We start from the raw sequence: 16,702 nt of genomic DNA, 5'->3' as shown, positions 1-16,702 counted from the left end.
TTAATCATCAAAGTCCGATCTATGTTTTGTTGAAATTCCTTTCGCAGCTTTTTTTACATGTTGTGGTCTTGCTTGTACATCTCTTGTATCAATCATTGTTAATGGAAAACGGATCCAAGAATCTTTAACAGATTGTTGTCTTGTCGGATAAAACAAAGCATACGGCTTACGTAAGGAAGTAAGTCTGAATAGATGAGTAAATAAAAAGATAAATCCAAGAGAAATTCCAAACAGTCCTCCGATTTCTGCAAAGATAAGAAATGGGAATCGTAGTAATCGAACTGCATTACCCATTTTATAAATAGGTGTAATAAAGGAAGCAAGTGCTGATAAGGCAACGATAATTAATAAAATATTACTCGTTAAACCAGCTTGTACAGATGCTTGCCCGATTACGATACCGCCTACAATACCGAGCGTTTGACCCACTTTCATCGGTAATCTTGCGCCAGCTTCTCTTAATAAGTCGATTGCGAGTTCTAAAAAGAGTGCTTCAATTAAAGGCGGGAATGGTACTTGTGCCCTTGATAAAATCAAAGTTTCAAGTAAGTCACTTGGAATAAGTTCATAATGATAATTTAAAACTGCAACGTATAACGGTGTAGCGCATATCGAGAATAGAACGGCGATAAGGCGTAAAATGCGTGAAAATGTAGCATATAGCCAAGAGACGTTATAGTCTTCTGGTGAAATGAAAAAATCGAAATAGGATACAGGCGTTAGTAGAACGCTTGGAGAACCATCCACAAAAATAGCAATTTTCCCATCAATAAGTGCTTTTGTAACTCTATCAGTACGCTCTGTATTGATATAGAGGGGGAAAATTGACTTTTCTCCCATTAGTTCTTGTATATAAGCACTATCATTAATTTGATCATATTCAAGAGCGCGTAATGACTCCTCGAGAAAATCTACATTATCTTTTTCAGCGAGGTTGTCTAAATACATCATGACAACTTTTGTTTTGGAAAACTCGCCGACAATCATTTCTTTTGTTTGTAAATCCAAAACAGGAAGACGTTTTCGAACTAAATTAATATTTGTATCAATATCTTCTACGAAACCTTCTTGAGGACCGATAACAGTCGATTCGTTTAAAGGAGGAGTTGGTGCACGATAATTATCAATCGCGATGTTTGCAAGCATACATTTTTGATCTTGCTGGTTCAATTGAATAATCGCATGTCCTTTTAACACCATATCCTCAATTTTTTGTAAATCGTTCGTAATTGTAATCCCGCTCATCGGAATATGTTCTTTCAGCTCTTCTAGTGAGGCGTTAGGTCGTTCTAAAAGAGTAGGCATTAAATACTTTTGCAATTTCTCACCATCAAGCGAAGGTCGATAGTAAGAAATCCAATAAGGCATCGTTTCATCATCAGATGTATGGTAATTAACAAAATCACTAGACTTTTTGAGCTTTTCTATTAAATTTTGTAGAGAATGAATACGGTCTTTTCCTGGTTTCGTAAAATCATAAATACTATTATTTCCAGAGTTTTGCTGCTGATTTTGATCCGATTTACCTTGTTTAGAACTTTGCTGTTTATCCTGATTCGAATCATCTTGTTTAGAGCTTTGTTGTTTATCTTGATTCGAGTCGCTTTGCTTAGAATGTTGCTGTTTATCTTGATTCGAGTCATCTTGTTTAGAGCTTTGCTGTTTATCTTGATTCGAGTCATCTTGTTTAGAGCTTTGCTGTTTATCTTGATTCGAGTCATCTTGTTTAGAGCTTTGCTGTTTATCTTGATTCGAGTCATCTTGTTTAGAGCTTTGCTGTTTATCTTGATTCGAGTCATCTTGTTTAGAGCTTTGCTGTTTATCTTGATTCGAGTCATCTTGTTTAGAGCTTTGCTGTTTATCTTGATTCGAGTCATCTTGTTTAGAGCTTTGCTGTTTATCTTGATTCGAGTCATCTTGTTTAGAGCTTTGCTGTTTATCTTGATTCGAGTCGCTTTGCTTAGAATGTTGTTGTTGATTGTGATTCGAGTCATCTTGTTTAGAGCTTTGTTGTTTATCTTGATTCGAGTCATCTTGTTTAGAATGTTGTTGTTGATTGTGATTCGAGTCATCTTGTTTAGAATGTTGTTGTTGATCCTGATTCGAGTCGTCTTGTTTAGAACTTTGTTGTTGATCCTGATTCGAGTTGTTTTGTTTAGAACTCTGTTGTTGATCCTGAGAAGGCTCTTTGTGCTCCTCTTTTTGTTGCTCGCTATTGTTACCTTTATTATGTTTCATACTTCTAGTCTGTTCTTTGTTATCATCCTCTTGATTGTTAGGTTGTTGTTCCGAGTTATCTGTTTCGTTTTTCTCTGCTTTATTTGATTTTTTTTTCTTACGTAGCCAATTCCAAATCATATGTATTCCCTCTTTGATTGTGTAATATAGTGCTATTTTGTGGCTAATTTTGTATATTATTCATTTATTTATGAAAAGAAGAAGGAGTTTGGTTTGCATAGAAAAAAACATGTAGTAAGCAGTTCATACTATAACGGGAAGAGGGAGAGTCTGTGCAAATTGTAAAAAAAGAGAAGTTTCTTTTAAAAGAATTTACGTTTGAAAATGGTAGGGAAATTCCTGTTCAAATGGGGTATGAGACGTACGGTATTTTAAATAGAGAAAGGTCAAATGCGATTTTGGTATGCCATTATTTTAGTGCAACGAGTCATGCGGCAGGAAAATATACAGCGCATGATGAGGAGTCTGGTTGGTGGGATGGTTTAATTGGACCTGGAAAAGCAATTGATACAAATAAATACTTTGTTATATGCACTGATAATCTTTGTAATGTGCAGGTAAAGAACCCTTATGTGATTACAACAGGACCGAAATCAATTGATCTGAAAACTGGAGATGAATATGCGATGGATTTTCCGGTTTTTACATTTCTTGATGTAGCTCGTATGCAATATGAGTTAATAAAAGATATGGGAATCGCAAGGCTACATGCTGTAATGGGGCCGTCAGCTGGCGGGATGATTGCGCAGCAATGGGCTGTTCATTATCCTCATATGGTAGAGCGGATGATTGGTGTTATTACGAATCCGCAAAATCCAATTATTACGTCAGTAAATGTAGCGCAAAATGCTATTGAGGCCATTCAACTAGATCCAAGCTGGAAGGGCGGAAAATATGGAGAAGAGCAGCCAATGAAGGGGCTTCATTTAGCGAATAGAATGATGTTTATGAACGCGTTTGATGAGCATTTTTATGAAACAACATTCCCTCGTAATAGTATAGAAGTAGACCCTTATGAAAAGGTTTCTACATTGACGTCATTTGAGAAAGAAATAAATAAAGTGACATATAGAGGTATAGAGTTGGTAGATGCAAATTCGTGGATATATACTGCGAAAGCAGTTTTATTACATGATATTGCGCATGGATTTTCGTCTTTAGAAGAGGCGCTGTCTCATATAGAAGCAAATGTACTTATGATTCCGTGTAAACAAGATTTGCTTCAGCCGTCACGTTATAATTATAAAATGGTAGACATGTTGCAAAAACAAGGGAAGTATGCGGAAGTGTATGAGATAGAAAGTATAAATGGGCATATGGCGGGAGCATTTGATATTCATTTATTTGAAAAAAAGGTTTATGAGTTTTTAAATCGGAAAGTATCTAGTTTTGTGTAGAAAAGAAATGGTGTGAAAAAGGTGCAATGTATGTAGTAGGCACCTTTTTTTACATGATTTGTAGACGGAAAATATATGTGGCAATTGCTATACCGAAGAACGCTATACTAAGTAATAAAAATAAGAATGATATTTCTTGTGGTGATTTTATCTTTTTATTATTTTTCATACTAAGAGCAATAATTGCAGCGATTAAGAAAATGATGCCGGTAATGAAAAGAAAAAGTGTCATTTTCATTGGCTCCTTTCATAAAACAAGTATATTGAGGATACAATGCACGAGTTATGTTTGTAAAGAATAAGTTTTGCGAGAAAATTGAGAAATAAATTTTGCATTCTTTGCGTTCTTTCTTTCGCATGCTAAAATTGATTAGACATGCTTTTTAAGGAAGAGACTAAAGGCTTTATTGTATATAAGGAGGAACGAAATATGACAGAAGTTAAAACAATTACTACAGAAGAAGTGCAAGAACGTTTAGAAAATGGTGAAACGTTATTTTTAGTAGACGTAAGGGAAGATGAAGAAGTAGCAGCGGGGAAAATTCCAGAAGCTGTACATATTAAAATGGGTGATATCCCAAATAAAGTAGATTTCTTTGATAAAGAGAATGAATATATCTTTATTTGTCGCTCGGGAATGCGCAGTGAAAATGTATGCCATTATTTAAATGAGCAAGGATTTAAAACAGCGAACATGGTTGGCGGTATGCTTCAATATGAAGGTGAAACGAAATAAGTAGTTTAAAAAACTTGAAACGTGTTTGTTTCAAGTTTTTTTCTTTTGCATACAGTATACAAAAGGGGGAGGGGGAAATGGGGATTAACATGCGTAAAGTAAAAATTATTAACAATACAGGAGCTGTTAATGTTGGCGACTGTTATAATATCGCACCTTTAGCTGTAGCAAAAATATATGCAGGTGCTGGAGGTTCGAGTGCGGCAGTTTTTTTAAATGGGAAAAGGCAGCCAGAAGCAGTGATTCGAACATCGGTGTTTCTTCCGCCGTTAGCAACGAGTACACGTACATTAGGTTCATAGAGGAAAGGTAGAGTGTAATTATGCCTGCTCATATAAAAGAGTTTGTTATTGTGAATAACACTGGGAATATATTTACCGGTGATAATTTGAGTGATACTTCATTTACTGCTTCGAAGTCGTATAGTGGTTCAATGGGGTGCACTTGGATTGACGTTGTTACAGTAATAGGGACGGAGACGAAGCTTTGTTTACAGCCAGGAGATTCGGTGACGACAACATATACAAAAGGTACTCCTGCTGGTACTGTAACAGGAACAAATATGGGGCAAAGTGCAAATGTTTCGAGTATAGCACAAGCTGTCCCTAATACAGATAATATGGATTCAGTTGCTGGACTCCCTTAAGGAATTAAGGGAGTTTTTATTATTTCAAATAAAAATAGTCTTTGAGTTTGTTTTTGTAAATACATATTAAGAAGAAGAGGTTTGTTTAATGTAAAAAAGATGGTGTGCAGGTGGTGAAAGTGTGAGAGAGCGCGATAAAAAACATTCATTAAACTCTAATTTCAGAATTCCACCAAATCTTATTGGGCCTACCTTTCCACCCGTTCCAACGGGATTTACTGGTATTGGAATTACTGGTCCAACCGGTCCGCAAGGCCCGACTGGCCCACAAGGACCAAGAGGATTACAAGGTCCGATGGGGGAGATGGGCCCGACAGGACCTCAAGGTGTGCAAGGGATACAAGGACCGGTTGGACCAATAGGTGCAACGGGACCAGAAGGACAGCAGGGGCCACAAGGATTGAGAGGGCCACAAGGAGAAACTGGAGCGACAGGACCGGAGGGTGTGCAAGGGTTACAAGGCCCGATTGGTCCAACCGGAGCGACTGGGGCACAAGGTATACAAGGGATACAGGGATTACAGGGGCCAATTGGAGCGACAGGACCTGAGGGATCTCAAGGAATTCAAGGTGTGCAAGGAGTACCAGGAGCAACTGGTCCACAAGGAATACAAGGAGCACAAGGGATACAAGGATCACAAGGACCGAGTGGAAATACAGGAGCAACCGGAGCGACTGGTCAGGGGATAACAGGACCGACGGGAGTAACCGGTCCAACAGGGATCACTGGCCCGTCAGGAGGACCACCTGGTCCGACGGGGCCGACAGGTCCAGGTGGTGGACCGAGTGGAAGTACAGGTGCGACTGGAGCAACGGGGAATACTGGGGCTACAGGAAGTACAGGGGTAACAGGAGCAACGGGAAGTACAGGTCCGAGTGGAAGCACAGGAGCACAGGGCTTGCAAGGAATACAAGGGATTCAAGGGCCGATTGGGCCAACAGGTCCAGAAGGTCCGCAAGGTATCCAAGGTATTCCTGGTCCGACGGGTGTAACTGGTGAACAAGGAATACAGGGAGTTCAGGGGATTCAAGGAATCACGGGTGCAACTGGTAATCAAGGTCCGCAAGGTATACAGGGGGCTATAGGGCCTCAAGGTGTAACAGGAGCGACCGGAGATCAAGGTCCACAAGGTATACAAGGAGTACCGGGTCCATCAGGAGCAACAGGACCACAAGGAGTGCAAGGAATACAAGGTTCGATGGGAGATATAGGACCAACAGGTCCAGAAGGCCCAGAGGGACTTCAAGGCCCACAAGGAATACAAGGAGTGCCAGGGCCAGTTGGAGCAACGGGTCCAGAGGGGCCACAGGGGATACAAGGCATACAAGGACCGGTAGGAGCAACGGGCCCACAAGGTCCACAAGGAATTCAGGGAATACAAGGTGTGCAAGGGATAACGGGAGCAACTGGAGTACAAGGAGCAACTGGAATTCAAGGGATACAAGGGGAAATAGGAACAACGGGTCCAGAGGGTCCCCAAGGAGTACAAGGTGCTCAAGGGGTGATTGGTCCAACCGGTCCGATGGGGCCGCAGGGAGTGCAAGGAATTCAAGGGATTCAAGGAGCAACAGGTGCACAAGGAGTGCAAGGACCACAAGGAATTCAAGGGATACAAGGCCCGACGGGAGTAACAGGAGATACGGGAGCAACAGGTGCGACAGGGGAAGGCGCTACAGGCCCAACAGGAGTAACCGGTCCAACAGGGGTGACTGGCCCGTCAGGAGGACCAGCAGGACCGACCGGCCCAACGGGGCCATCAGGTCCGGCGGGAGTGACAGGTCCATCAGGTGGACCACCTGGTCCGACAGGAGCAACAGGTGCGACAGGAGTAACAGGAGATACCGGGGCGACAGGCTCAACTGGAGTGACAGGAGCGACAGGAGAAACGGGAGCAACCGGAGTGACGGGTTTACAAGGTCCGCAAGGAATCCAAGGAGTGCAAGGAGAGATAGGTCCGACGGGTCCCCAAGGTGTTCAAGGTCCGCAAGGAATTCAAGGAGTAACGGGGGCAACAGGAGATCAAGGTCCGCAAGGGGTTCAAGGCCCACAAGGCGACATAGGTCCAACCGGCCCACAAGGAATTCAAGGCCCACAAGGTTCTCAAGGAATCCAAGGAGCGACAGGGGGAACAGGAGCACAAGGCCCACAGGGAATCCAAGGTCCGCAAGGTGACATAGGTCCGACTGGACCACAAGGCCCAACTGGAATCCAAGGGATACAAGGAGAGATAGGTCCAACCGGTCCAGAAGGCCCAGAGGGACTTCAGGGCCCGCAAGGAATCCAAGGTGTGCAAGGGCCAGTTGGAGCAACGGGTCCAGAGGGTTCTCAGGGGATACAAGGTATTCAAGGACCGGTAGGAGCAACAGGCCCACAAGGTCCACAAGGAATACAGGGAATCCAAGGTGTGCAAGGGATAACGGGAGCAACTGGAGCACAAGGAGCAACTGGAATTCAAGGGATACAAGGGGAAATAGGAGCAACGGGTCCAGAGGGCCCCCAAGGAGTGCAAGGAGTACAAGGAGCGATTGGTCCAACCGGTCCGATGGGGCCACAAGGAGTGCAAGGAATTCAAGGGATTCAAGGAGCAACAGGTGCGCAAGGAGTGCAAGGACCACAAGGAATTCAAGGGATACAAGGTCAGACGGGAGCAACAGGAGATACGGGGGCAACTGGAGCGACGGGAGAAGGAACTACCGGTCCAACAGGAGTAACCGGTCCAACAGGGGTAACAGGCCCATCTGGAGGACCAGCAGGACCGACCGGTCCAACGGGGCCATCAGGTCCGGCGGGAGTAACAGGTCCATCTGGTGGACCACCTGGCCCGACAGGAGCAACAGGTGCGACAGGAGTAACGGGAGATACCGGGGCGACAGGCTCAACTGGAGTGACAGGAGCAACGGGAGCAACCGGAGTGACGGGTTTACAGGGTCCGCAAGGAATCCAAGGTGTGCAAGGAGAGATAGGTCCAACCGGTCCACAGGGTATTCAAGGTCCCCAAGGAATCCAAGGAGTAACAGGGGCAACGGGGGCACAAGGTCCCCAAGGAATTCAAGGCCCACAAGGCGACATAGGTCCAACCGGCCCACAAGGAATTCAAGGTCCACAAGGTCCTCAAGGAATCCAAGGAGCGACGGGGGCAACAGGAGCACAAGGCCCACAGGGAATCCAAGGTCCGCAAGGTGACATAGGTCCGACCGGCCCACAAGGCCCACAAGGAATTCAAGGCCCGCAAGGAATTCAAGGTCCAACGGGAGCTACAGGAGCAACCGGAGCGACAGGTCCGCAAGGAATTCAAGGTCCGCAAGGAATTCAAGGCCCGCAAGGAATCCAAGGTCCAACCGGAGCTACAGGAGCAACGGGAGCGACAGGTCCCCAAGGAATTCAAGGCCCCCAAGGAATTCAAGGCCCGCAAGGAATCCAAGGTCCAACTGGAGTCACGGGAGCAACCGGAGCGACAGGTCCCCAAGGAATTCAAGGCCCGCAAGGAATCCAAGGTCCAACGGGGGCAACAGGAGCAACCGGTTCACAAGGTCCAACTGGAGATACAGGTCCAACCGGAGCTGGAGCTACTGGAGCCACTGGAGTTAGTACAACTGCAACATATGCATTTGCGAATAATACATCAGGAACCGCTATTTCCGTTTTATTAGGTGGTACGAACGTACCATTACCGAACAATCAAAATATTGGCCCAGGAATAACCGTTAGTGGTGGAAATACTGTATTTACAGTTGCGAATGCAGGAAACTATTATATAGCTTATACAATTAATTTAACGGCAGGATTAGTTGTAAGTTCTCGTATAACTGTAAATGGCAGTCCGCTTGCGGGAACGATAAACGCCCCGACAGTGGCTACTGGTTCATTTAGTGCAACAATAATTGCTAATTTGCCTGCTGGAGCTGCTATTAGTTTGCAGTTATTTGGATTAGTTGCAATAGCTACATTATCTACGACAACGCCAGGAGCTACTTTAACTATTATTAGATTAAGTTAATAAGAAGAGAACCTTGGAGCTTTTATGCTTCAAGGTTTTTATCTCATTATTTGTAGGTAGTCTAATTGGTTAGGAAAGTTTTACTTTATTCACTTAAGCAAAAACATCGCAGTTCGAAAATATATTATAATAGAATGAAAAGAGAGAAATTTGGCAGAAAGGGAGGGTGGCGATGCAGGAGATGGTTACAGATTTTTTTGAACGCCCACTTCAAGATTTGCGCATATCTGTCATTGATCGTTGTAATTTTAGATGTACATATTGTATGCCAGCGGAAGTTTTTGGGCCAGATTATGCTTTTTTGAAAGATGAGTTTTTATTGACGTTTGATGAAATTGAGCGTTTGGCAAAACTATTTGTTAGCATCGGTGTACGAAAAATTAGACTTACTGGTGGCGAGCCGCTGCTTCGTAAAGATTTAACAAAGCTTATTGCACGTCTCGTGAAAATTGACGGGCTAGTAGATATAGGGTTAACGACAAATGCGATTCATTTAACGAAACAAGCAAAAGTATTAAAAGAAGCTGGATTACATAGAGTAAATGTTAGTTTAGATGCAATAGATGATGATGTATTTAAGGGTATTAATGGCCGGAATATTAATACGAAACCTGTTATAAAGGGAATTATGGCTGCAAAAGAGGCCGGGCTTGATGTAAAGGTAAACATGGTTGTGAAAAAAGGGATGAATGACCATCAAGTACTTCCGATGGCTGCTTATTTTAAAGAGCAAGGAATCACGCTTAGGTTTATTGAGTTTATGGATGTTGGTAGTACAAATGGATGGAACTTTGATCAAGTTGTTACAAAGCAAGAATTAATTGAAATGATTCATAGCGTGTATCCGCTTGAGCCGGCTGAAGCGCATTATTTCGGTGAAGTTGCGAAGCGATATCGTTACGTTGGAACAAATGTCGAAGTCGGTTTTATTACTTCTGTTTCTGAATCGTTTTGTTCCTCTTGTACGAGAGCGAGAATTTCGGCAGATGGAAAGTTTTATACTTGCTTATTTGCGACCGAAGGATTGGATATAAGGGAACTTCTTAGAGGGAATCTTTCGGATGATGAGTTATTAAGTGTTATACAAGATGTATGGATGAATAGAAAAGATAGATATTCGGATGAACGGACAGAAGAAAGTGCAAAAAATCGTCCGAAAATTGAAATGTCTTATATAGGAGGATAAGGAAGGGGGCTATCGTATGCAGGAGCGATATTCAAGACAAATATTATTTGCTGGTGTTGGAGAAGAGGGACAGAAAAAAATTAGAGAGAAACATGTGCTTATTATTGGGGCTGGAGCTCTTGGTGCAGCAAATGCAGAAGCGATTGTGAGAGCAGGTGTTGGAAAAATAACAATTGCAGATCGTGATTATGTAGAATGGAGCAATTTACAAAGGCAACAATTATATACAGAAGAAGATGCAAAGCAGTATAAACCAAAGGCGGTAGCAGCAGCAGAACATTTAAAGGCGATTAATTCTGAGGTGGAAATAAATCCAGTTGTGACAGATGTAACGGTGCAAGAAATGGAAGAGCTAGTGAATGATGTAGATTTAATATTAGATGCGACAGATAATTTTGAAACGCGTCTTCTTATTAATGATATTTCACAAAAGTATAATATTCCGTGGATATATGGTGGTTGTGTAGGAAGTTACGGGGTAACGTATACAATTTTACCAGGAAAAACACCATGTTTCCGCTGTTTAATGGAGCATCCGGCGAGCGGAGCAACATGTGATACGGCTGGTATTATACAACCGGCAGTACAATTAGTAGTTGCACATCAAATAACGGAAGCGCTGAAAATATTAGTAGAAGACTATGGGGCACTTCGCGAAACGATGTTATCGTTTGATCTTTGGAATAATCAACAGATGGCATTTAAAGTGAATAGGCAGAAAAAAGACACGTGTTTATCTTGTGGAAGATTACGTACATATCCAAGTTTAACATTTGAAGCACAAACAAAAACAGAAGTGTTATGTGGCCGGAATACAGTACAAATCCGTCCAGGTGCGCGGAATGAATTTAATTTAGAGGAAATTAAAAAGCGCTTACAAAGAAGTGTGGATGTAAAAGCTACTCCGTATTTATTATCATTTCCGGTAGAGGAATTTCGTTTTGTTTTATTTACAGATGGCAGGGCGTTTATTCATGGGACGAATGATATCAATGTGGCAAAACGTTTATATGCAAGATATATAGGTTGAACCTAAAGGGAAACCCTTTAGGTTCAACGGAGAGAAGGTTAAGACTTTCTCGTATAACCTCCACTTTTTCCACCTGTTTTTTCAAACAAGTACGTTTCGCCAATAATCATACCTTTATCAACAGCTTTACACATATCGTACACAGTAAGAGCGGTAGCGGAGGCAGCTGTTAAAGCTTCCATTTCAACACCGGTGCTACCTTCTGTTTTAACTTTTACTTCAATAAGTAGTCGATATTGTTCTTCGGATTGTTTCCAATCAAAAGAAACGTCAACACCTTTTAATAATAAAGGATGGCACATTGGGATAATATCAGAAGTGCGTTTCGCAGCCATAATACCTGCGATTTGTGCAACTGCTAATACGTCACCTTTCCCGATTTCATTGTGAGAGATTTTATCGTAAATTTCTTTTGTAACAACAATGCTAGAGCACGCAATTGCAGTTCGAACGGTTGTTTTTTTGTCACTTATATCAACCATCTTCGCGCGTCCTTGGTCATTAAAGTGTGTGAATGAAGACATGGAATTCCTCCTTGAAGTAATTTCTATTTAATATATAAAGTTTAATCGAGATAAAAAAAATTGCAAATATGAGGTGAGAAACGATGGTAGAAAAACGAATTCCGATTCAAGTTGCTGAGGCAGTGGAGAGAGTAATGGAATATGCGAAGAATGGTGAAGTAGAAGAAGTTTCTATTACGGAAAGTTACGGGAGAATTCTTGGAGAGGATGTTGTCTCTGATCATGACGTTCCTCATTTTGATCGTTCTCCTTACGATGGTTTCGCAATTCGTGCAGAAGATACGAAAGAAGCAAATCAAGAGAATTCGATTGAGTTTGAAGTAATAGGAGAAATTGGGGCGGGATTTGTTTTTACAGAAGAAGTAGGGGCATTTCAGGCGGTTCGTATTATGACAGGAGCAGCTATTCCAGAGGGTTGTAATGCAGTCGTAATGCTAGAGCTGACAGAAGGTTTTGAGAAGAACGGAAAAACATATATGAAGTTAAAGCGTCCTTTTCATAGTGGTGACAACGTGTCATTTAAAGGGGAAGATATAAAACAAAATCAAGTTCTCGTTAAGAAAGGTGTTGCAATTAATCCAGGTGTTGCGGCCTTATTAGCGACGTTTGGATATAGTACTGTGAAGGTTGTAAAACAGCCTGTTGTTGGTATTGTGACGACAGGAAGTGAATTATTAGAAGTACATGAGTCGTTACAGCCGGGGAAAATTAGAAATAGTAACTCGTATATGATTGCCGCTCAAATTATGAAAGCTGGAGGGAAAGTTCGTTATTATGGCCAACTTGCCGACGAGTTAGATGCATGTTTTACAGCCGTTCAATCAGCAATGAATGAGGTTGATATTTTAATTACGACAGGCGGTGTGTCGGTAGGAGATTATGACTACTTGCCGGCCATTTATGAAAGATTACAAGCGAATGTACTCTTTAATAAAATAGCGATGAGACCAGGTAGTGTAACGACAGTAGCTGAAGTTGATGGGAAGTTACTTTTCGGTTTATCAGGAAATCCTTCAGCTTGCTATGTAGGCTTTGAACTATTTGTGCATCCGGTTATAAAAACATATTTGTATGCGAAGGAGCCTCACGTATATAGAGCTGATGCCATTTTACAAAAAGATTTTCCAAAGCCAAATCCGTTTACTCGTTTTGTAAGAGCAAACGTGACAATCGTGGACGGGGCATTACAAGCGATGCCGGTTGGTTTAGATAAATCAAGTGCGGTATCTTCACTTGCTGATGCGAATGCTTTTATTGTGTTGCCTGGAGGAACGAGAGGATTTGAGGCAGGAATGAAAGTATCGGTATTATTGTTAGAGCACGCCGAGGGATGTGATTGGCCATGGGAAAAGCCCCTTCAATCTTACAAATAGTAGGGTATCAAAATAGCGGGAAAACAACGCTTGTTGAGAAAATAGTGCATGCGTTAGCTGAACGGAAAATGAAAGTTGCTACCATTAAACATCACGGGCACGGAGGTTTTCCAGAAGTAGCGCAAAAAGATAGTGAAAGGCACCGAAAGGCGGGTGCGGTTGTCAGTAGTGTAGAAGGTGCGGGATTATTTTCGCTGTCGTCATTAAAAGAGGAATGGTCCTTGCGAGAAATTATTCGCTTATATGAGTTTTTTGAAGTGGATACAATTTTAATAGAGGGCTATAAAAAAGAGAGCTATCCGAAAGTAGTGTTACTTCGTTCTGCCGAAGACGTTGAACTTTTACATAAAGTAGAAAATATAGTAGCGGTTATTACGTGGCATGATGCTCCCGCAAACTTACGAGAAGAATATAAAGTATTTCATATAACAGAAGAAGAGTTGTATATAGACTGGTTTGTACAAACGGTAAGGAGTCCGCAATGACAAATACGTATTATGAAGTAATTGATACCGAAATCTCAATTGAAGAGGTAGCGAAAAAAGTAATTCGCCGTGAATGCGGTGCCGTTACAACATTTATTGGAACGGTTAGAGAGTTTACGAAAGGGCGTCGTACATTATACTTAGAATACGTCGCTTATAAAACGATGGCAGAAAAGATGCTAGAGAAAATTGGCTTAGAAGTGAAAGAGAAGTGGCCAGGTACACACGTTGCGATTACACATCGCATCGGTACACTGCAAATTTCTGATATCGCGGTTGTTGTTGCTGTTTCAACACCGCATCGTAAAGCGGCTTATGAAGCGAATGAATATATTATGGAACGCATAAAACAAATTGTTCCAATTTGGAAAAAGGAGTTTTGGGAAGATGGAGACTCTTGGATTGGTGATCAATTAGAAAAAACGCCATATCCGGCGGGAGAGCCTGGGAAGGAGCTATAAGTATGATTCGAGTATTGTTATTTGCGCACTTGCAAGAGGAAGCAGGAACAAGTGAATTACAAATAGAGAAAGAAAATATTACGGTTGCAGAGTTAAAAGATGTTGTTGCTAAAGAATATAATGTGCCAGTGACAGAACCAATTATGGTTGCGATAAATGAAGAATATGCAAATGAAGATGACAAGATCCAATCTGGTGATATTGTTGCACTTATCCCACCGGTGAGCGGTGGTTAATATTGGATTTATCCCGCTTTAACGGGCAGTAAGACCCCGACCTCAAAATTTAGCGGAAGCAAAGAAGTTGGGGGATCAACTGCCCATAAAAGTCCGATTGGTTCAACTAATAATCAGTGGGGGGAAGACCCCCCCCACTGATTAAAGTTTCACTTTATTAAAACGACTTTCCTACATAGGGGGAAGTCGTTTTTTTTATGGCATTTTTGCGAACACTAATTTATAGAAAAAGGAGGGTATTATGAAAAAAATATGTGTAGTTATGACAATGATATGTTCGGTCTTTTTCTCTTCTCCAAGTGATTCTTTTGCGAAAGAATCAAGGGAACAGCTTTTAGAAAGTGCATTATCGAATAGGTACTATTCAATTATTAGACAAGTGACAGAAGATCAATATGAATGTGCTTCAGTTATAAATATAAAGCGTCTTGGCAAGAAAGATGAGTTCGTTCCTAGATTTGAAATTACGCTACAATTTCTCACATTCCAAGGTGCACATAATCCGCCAAATGATAAAGTTACACTTACTTTGGAAGATCATTTAGATCACGTAAAGATAAAGAAGGTGGAGCGAGAAAAGAATGTTTCTGGTGATGTTGCAGAAAAGGTTTGTGAACGCGAAAAGGAAAAAATAAAAGCTCACTCTAATGATTCAGAGTAATAACCCATGACATTCAGTAAAGAAAGGTAATGAGCGATGGACATACTTTTAGCGATTTTACCAGCTATATTTTGGGGAAGTATTGTGCTATTTAACGTGAAACTGGGCGGAGGACCGTATAGTCAAACGCTCGGTACAACGCTTGGCGCACTTATTTTCTCGATTGTTGTTTATATTTTTGTGAAGCCAGTATTAACTCCTACTGTTATTGGAGTTGGGATTGTGTCAGGTTTATTTTGGGCGCTCGGTCAAGCGAATCAATTAAAAAGTATTGATTTAATGGGCGTTTCGAGAACAATGCCCATTTCGACAGGACTGCAATTAGTTGCGACGACTTTATTTGGAGTCATCGTATTTCATGAGTGGTCCACGACAATATCAGTCGTCCTTGGCGTTTTGGCACTCGTTTGTATTATTATCGGTGTTATTTTAACATCACTTCAAAGTGAGGAAGAAAAGAGTGCAGAGCAAACGGGAAATTTTAAAAGGGGTATTATCATTTTATTGATTTCAACAGTCGGTTATTTAGTTTACGTAGTAGTGATTAGACTTTTTAACGTAGATGGTTGGTCAGCTTTATTGCCACAAGCAGTTGGTATGGTGTTAGGAGGCATTTTGCTTACGTTCAAACATCATCCATTTAATAAATATGCGATACGAAATATTATTCCAGGATTAATTTGGGCAGCTGGAAACATGTTTTTATTCATTTCACAGCCGCGTGTTGGAGTGGCAACAAGTTTCTCTCTATCACAAATGGGAATTATTATTTCAACGCTTGGCGGAATTCTTATATTAGGTGAAAAGAAAACGAAACGCCAATTAATGGGGATTGTTGCCGGTATCGTTTTTATTATTGCAGCTGGAATTATGTTAGGTGTTGCAAAAAGTTAAAGGGGGTATTGAAATGTATAGTGATTTAGCAGGGAAAGTTGTTGTTATTACAGGATCGGCAACTGGTCTTGGAAGAGCGATGGGAGTAAGGTTTGCTAAGGAGAAAGCAAAAGTGGTTATTAACTATCGCTCACGAGAGTCAGAAGCGCATGATGTATTAGAAGAAATTAAAAAAGTAGGCGGAGAAGCGATTGCTGTAAAAGGAGATGTCACGAATGAATCTGATGTTGTGAACCTCATTCAATCTGCTGTGAAAGAGTTTGGTACACTTGACGTTATGATTAATAATGCAGGGATAGAAAATGCGGTACCATCGCATGAAATGCCGCTAGAAGATTGGAATAAAGTAATCAATACAAATTTAACAGGTGCTTTTTTAGGAAGCCGTGAAGCGATTAAATATTTTGTAGAACATGATATTAAAGGGTCTGTCATTAATATGTCGAGTGTTCATGAGAAAATTCCGTGGCCGTTATTTGTGCACTATGCGGCCAGTAAGGGCGGTATTAAACTGATGACAGAAACGTTAGCATTAGAATATGCACCAAAAGGTATTCGAGTAAATAATATTGGGCCAGGTGCAATAAATACGCCAATTAATGCAGAGAAGTTTGCTGATCCTAAAAAACGTGCTGATGTGGAAAGTATGATACCGATGGGCTACATCGGAAAACCGGAAGAAATTGCAGCCGTTGCAACGTGGCTCGCTTCATCAGAGGCAAGTTACGTAACTGGAATTACGTTATTTGCAGATGGTGGAATGACGTTATATCCATCGTTCCAAGCAGGACGTGGGTAATAGAAAAGGACAAAGAGTTTTAGCTCTTTGTCCTTTTTT

At 41.5% G+C, this 16,702-nt stretch carries 17 protein-coding genes; 14 read left to right on the top strand and 3 right to left on the bottom strand.

The features are described from left to right. Window positions 1-2,358, bottom strand: coding sequence for a spore germination protein (locus ACHZK0_RS23075; protein ID WP_395760911.1), 2,358 nt, complete (start codon window positions 2,356-2,358; stop codon window positions 1-3). A 152-nt stretch (window positions 2,359-2,510) separates the two neighbouring features. Between ACHZK0_RS23075 and ACHZK0_RS23070 the strand changes: the two genes are divergently transcribed. After that, on the top strand, window positions 2,511-3,635 hold the full coding sequence (locus tag ACHZK0_RS23070) for an alpha/beta fold hydrolase (RefSeq protein ID WP_395760910.1): 1,125 nt from the start codon (window positions 2,511-2,513) through the stop codon (window positions 3,633-3,635). A gap of 49 nt (window positions 3,636-3,684) precedes the next feature. On the opposite strand, the gene ACHZK0_RS23065 is transcribed toward ACHZK0_RS23070, so the two are convergent. Next, a complete protein-coding gene (locus tag ACHZK0_RS23065) occupies window positions 3,685-3,867 on the bottom strand; it encodes a hypothetical protein (protein WP_016085879.1) in 183 nt (60 codons plus the stop codon). A gap of 198 nt (window positions 3,868-4,065) precedes the next feature. Here ACHZK0_RS23065 and ACHZK0_RS23060 point away from each other — a divergent pair, with 198 nt between their 5' ends. From ACHZK0_RS23060 to ACHZK0_RS23035, 6 genes are all read left to right on the top strand, one after another. Continuing rightward, window positions 4,066-4,371, top strand: coding sequence for a rhodanese-like domain-containing protein (locus ACHZK0_RS23060; protein ID WP_097819376.1), 306 nt, complete (start codon window positions 4,066-4,068; stop codon window positions 4,369-4,371). A 77-nt stretch (window positions 4,372-4,448) separates the two neighbouring features. After that, window positions 4,449-4,673: a spore germination protein gene (locus tag ACHZK0_RS23055; protein WP_002067672.1), complete on the top strand. Its 225-nt coding sequence runs from the start codon at window positions 4,449-4,451 to the stop codon at window positions 4,671-4,673. A gap of 20 nt (window positions 4,674-4,693) precedes the next feature. Next, the gene (locus ACHZK0_RS23050) at window positions 4,694-5,017 is read left to right on the top strand and encodes a hypothetical protein (protein ID WP_262740195.1); all 324 of its coding nucleotides are present in this window, start codon (window positions 4,694-4,696) and stop codon (window positions 5,015-5,017) included. Between the two features lie 121 nt (window positions 5,018-5,138). Then, window positions 5,139-9,014, top strand: a complete 3,876-nt coding sequence (locus ACHZK0_RS23045; protein ID WP_395760909.1) for a BclA-related collagen-like exosporium protein — start codon at window positions 5,139-5,141, stop codon at window positions 9,012-9,014. A 172-nt stretch (window positions 9,015-9,186) separates the two neighbouring features. Then, on the top strand, window positions 9,187-10,200 hold the full coding sequence (gene moaA / locus ACHZK0_RS23040; RefSeq protein WP_395760908.1) for a GTP 3',8-cyclase MoaA: 1,014 nt from the start codon (window positions 9,187-9,189) through the stop codon (window positions 10,198-10,200). 16 nt (window positions 10,201-10,216) lie between these two features. Beyond that, on the top strand, window positions 10,217-11,230 hold the full coding sequence (locus ACHZK0_RS23035; protein ID WP_097819372.1) for a molybdopterin-synthase adenylyltransferase MoeB: 1,014 nt from the start codon (window positions 10,217-10,219) through the stop codon (window positions 11,228-11,230). Window positions 11,231-11,268: 38 nt separating this feature from the next. On the opposite strand, the gene moaC is transcribed toward ACHZK0_RS23035, so the two are convergent. Beyond that, on the bottom strand, window positions 11,269-11,754 hold the full coding sequence (gene moaC / locus ACHZK0_RS23030; protein WP_395760907.1) for a cyclic pyranopterin monophosphate synthase MoaC: 486 nt from the start codon (window positions 11,752-11,754) through the stop codon (window positions 11,269-11,271). Window positions 11,755-11,837: 83 nt separating this feature from the next. Here moaC and moeA point away from each other — a divergent pair, with 83 nt between their 5' ends. The 7 genes from moeA to ACHZK0_RS22995 all read left to right on the top strand — a co-directional run bounded on the left by moeA (window position 11,838) and on the right by ACHZK0_RS22995 (window position 16,663). Then, on the top strand, window positions 11,838-13,127 hold the full coding sequence (gene moeA / locus ACHZK0_RS23025) for a molybdopterin molybdotransferase MoeA (protein WP_395760906.1): 1,290 nt from the start codon (window positions 11,838-11,840) through the stop codon (window positions 13,125-13,127). Then, window positions 13,097-13,612, top strand: a complete 516-nt coding sequence (gene mobB / locus ACHZK0_RS23020) for a molybdopterin-guanine dinucleotide biosynthesis protein B (RefSeq protein ID WP_270605973.1) — start codon at window positions 13,097-13,099, stop codon at window positions 13,610-13,612. The genes moeA and mobB overlap by 31 nt, the downstream gene beginning before the upstream one ends. Next, a complete protein-coding gene (gene moaE / locus ACHZK0_RS23015) occupies window positions 13,609-14,073 on the top strand; it encodes a molybdopterin synthase catalytic subunit MoaE (protein ID WP_000185928.1) in 465 nt (154 codons plus the stop codon). The genes mobB and moaE overlap by 4 nt, the downstream gene beginning before the upstream one ends. Before the next feature lie 2 nt (window positions 14,074-14,075). Beyond that, complete coding sequence (moaD, locus tag ACHZK0_RS23010) at window positions 14,076-14,309, top strand: molybdopterin converting factor subunit 1 (RefSeq protein ID WP_061676801.1); 234 nt, start codon at window positions 14,076-14,078, stop codon at window positions 14,307-14,309. Window positions 14,310-14,550: 241 nt separating this feature from the next. After that, window positions 14,551-14,970 carry a DUF3888 domain-containing protein gene (locus tag ACHZK0_RS23005; protein WP_340421086.1) on the top strand — a complete coding sequence of 140 codons (420 nt, stop codon included), beginning with the start codon at window positions 14,551-14,553 and terminating at the stop codon, window positions 14,968-14,970. Window positions 14,971-15,006: 36 nt separating this feature from the next. After that, the gene (gene glcU / locus ACHZK0_RS23000) at window positions 15,007-15,864 is read left to right on the top strand and encodes a glucose uptake protein GlcU (protein WP_395760905.1); all 858 of its coding nucleotides are present in this window, start codon (window positions 15,007-15,009) and stop codon (window positions 15,862-15,864) included. A 13-nt stretch (window positions 15,865-15,877) separates the two neighbouring features. Then, the gene (locus ACHZK0_RS22995; RefSeq protein ID WP_063262115.1) at window positions 15,878-16,663 is read left to right on the top strand and encodes a glucose 1-dehydrogenase; all 786 of its coding nucleotides are present in this window, start codon (window positions 15,878-15,880) and stop codon (window positions 16,661-16,663) included. Window positions 16,664-16,702: the final 39 nt, after the last annotated feature.

The organism is Bacillus sp. 3G2 (assembly GCF_044324725.1).
Lineage (GTDB): Bacteria > Bacillota > Bacilli > Bacillales > Bacillaceae_G > Bacillus_A > Bacillus_A mobilis.
This window is presented reverse-complemented; position numbering and strand designations above follow the sequence as displayed.

Bases quoted from the DNA above. Each gene is read 5' to 3' on its own strand.
- ACHZK0_RS23075 (WP_395760911.1), bottom strand. From the start codon at position 2,358: ATGATTTGGAATTGGCTACGTAAGAAAAAAAAATCAAATAAAGCAGAG.
- ACHZK0_RS23065 (WP_016085879.1), bottom strand. From the start codon at position 3,867: ATGACACTTTTTCTTTTCATTACCGGCATCATTTTCTTAATCGCTGCA.
- ACHZK0_RS23060 (WP_097819376.1), top strand. From the start codon at position 4,066: ATGACAGAAGTTAAAACAATTACTACAGAAGAAGTGCAAGAACGTTTA.
- ACHZK0_RS23055 (WP_002067672.1), top strand. From the start codon at position 4,449: ATGGGGATTAACATGCGTAAAGTAAAAATTATTAACAATACAGGAGCT.
- ACHZK0_RS23050 (WP_262740195.1), top strand. From the start codon at position 4,694: ATGCCTGCTCATATAAAAGAGTTTGTTATTGTGAATAACACTGGGAAT.
- moaA (WP_395760908.1), top strand. From the start codon at position 9,187: ATGCAGGAGATGGTTACAGATTTTTTTGAACGCCCACTTCAAGATTTG.
- ACHZK0_RS23035 (WP_097819372.1), top strand. From the start codon at position 10,217: ATGCAGGAGCGATATTCAAGACAAATATTATTTGCTGGTGTTGGAGAA.
- moaC (WP_395760907.1), bottom strand. From the start codon at position 11,754: ATGTCTTCATTCACACACTTTAATGACCAAGGACGCGCGAAGATGGTT.
- moeA (WP_395760906.1), top strand. From the start codon at position 11,838: ATGGTAGAAAAACGAATTCCGATTCAAGTTGCTGAGGCAGTGGAGAGA.
- mobB (WP_270605973.1), top strand. From the start codon at position 13,097: ATGGGAAAAGCCCCTTCAATCTTACAAATAGTAGGGTATCAAAATAGC.
- moaE (WP_000185928.1), top strand. From the start codon at position 13,609: ATGACAAATACGTATTATGAAGTAATTGATACCGAAATCTCAATTGAA.
- moaD (WP_061676801.1), top strand. From the start codon at position 14,076: ATGATTCGAGTATTGTTATTTGCGCACTTGCAAGAGGAAGCAGGAACA.
- ACHZK0_RS23005 (WP_340421086.1), top strand. From the start codon at position 14,551: ATGAAAAAAATATGTGTAGTTATGACAATGATATGTTCGGTCTTTTTC.
- glcU (WP_395760905.1), top strand. From the start codon at position 15,007: ATGGACATACTTTTAGCGATTTTACCAGCTATATTTTGGGGAAGTATT.
- ACHZK0_RS22995 (WP_063262115.1), top strand. From the start codon at position 15,878: ATGTATAGTGATTTAGCAGGGAAAGTTGTTGTTATTACAGGATCGGCA.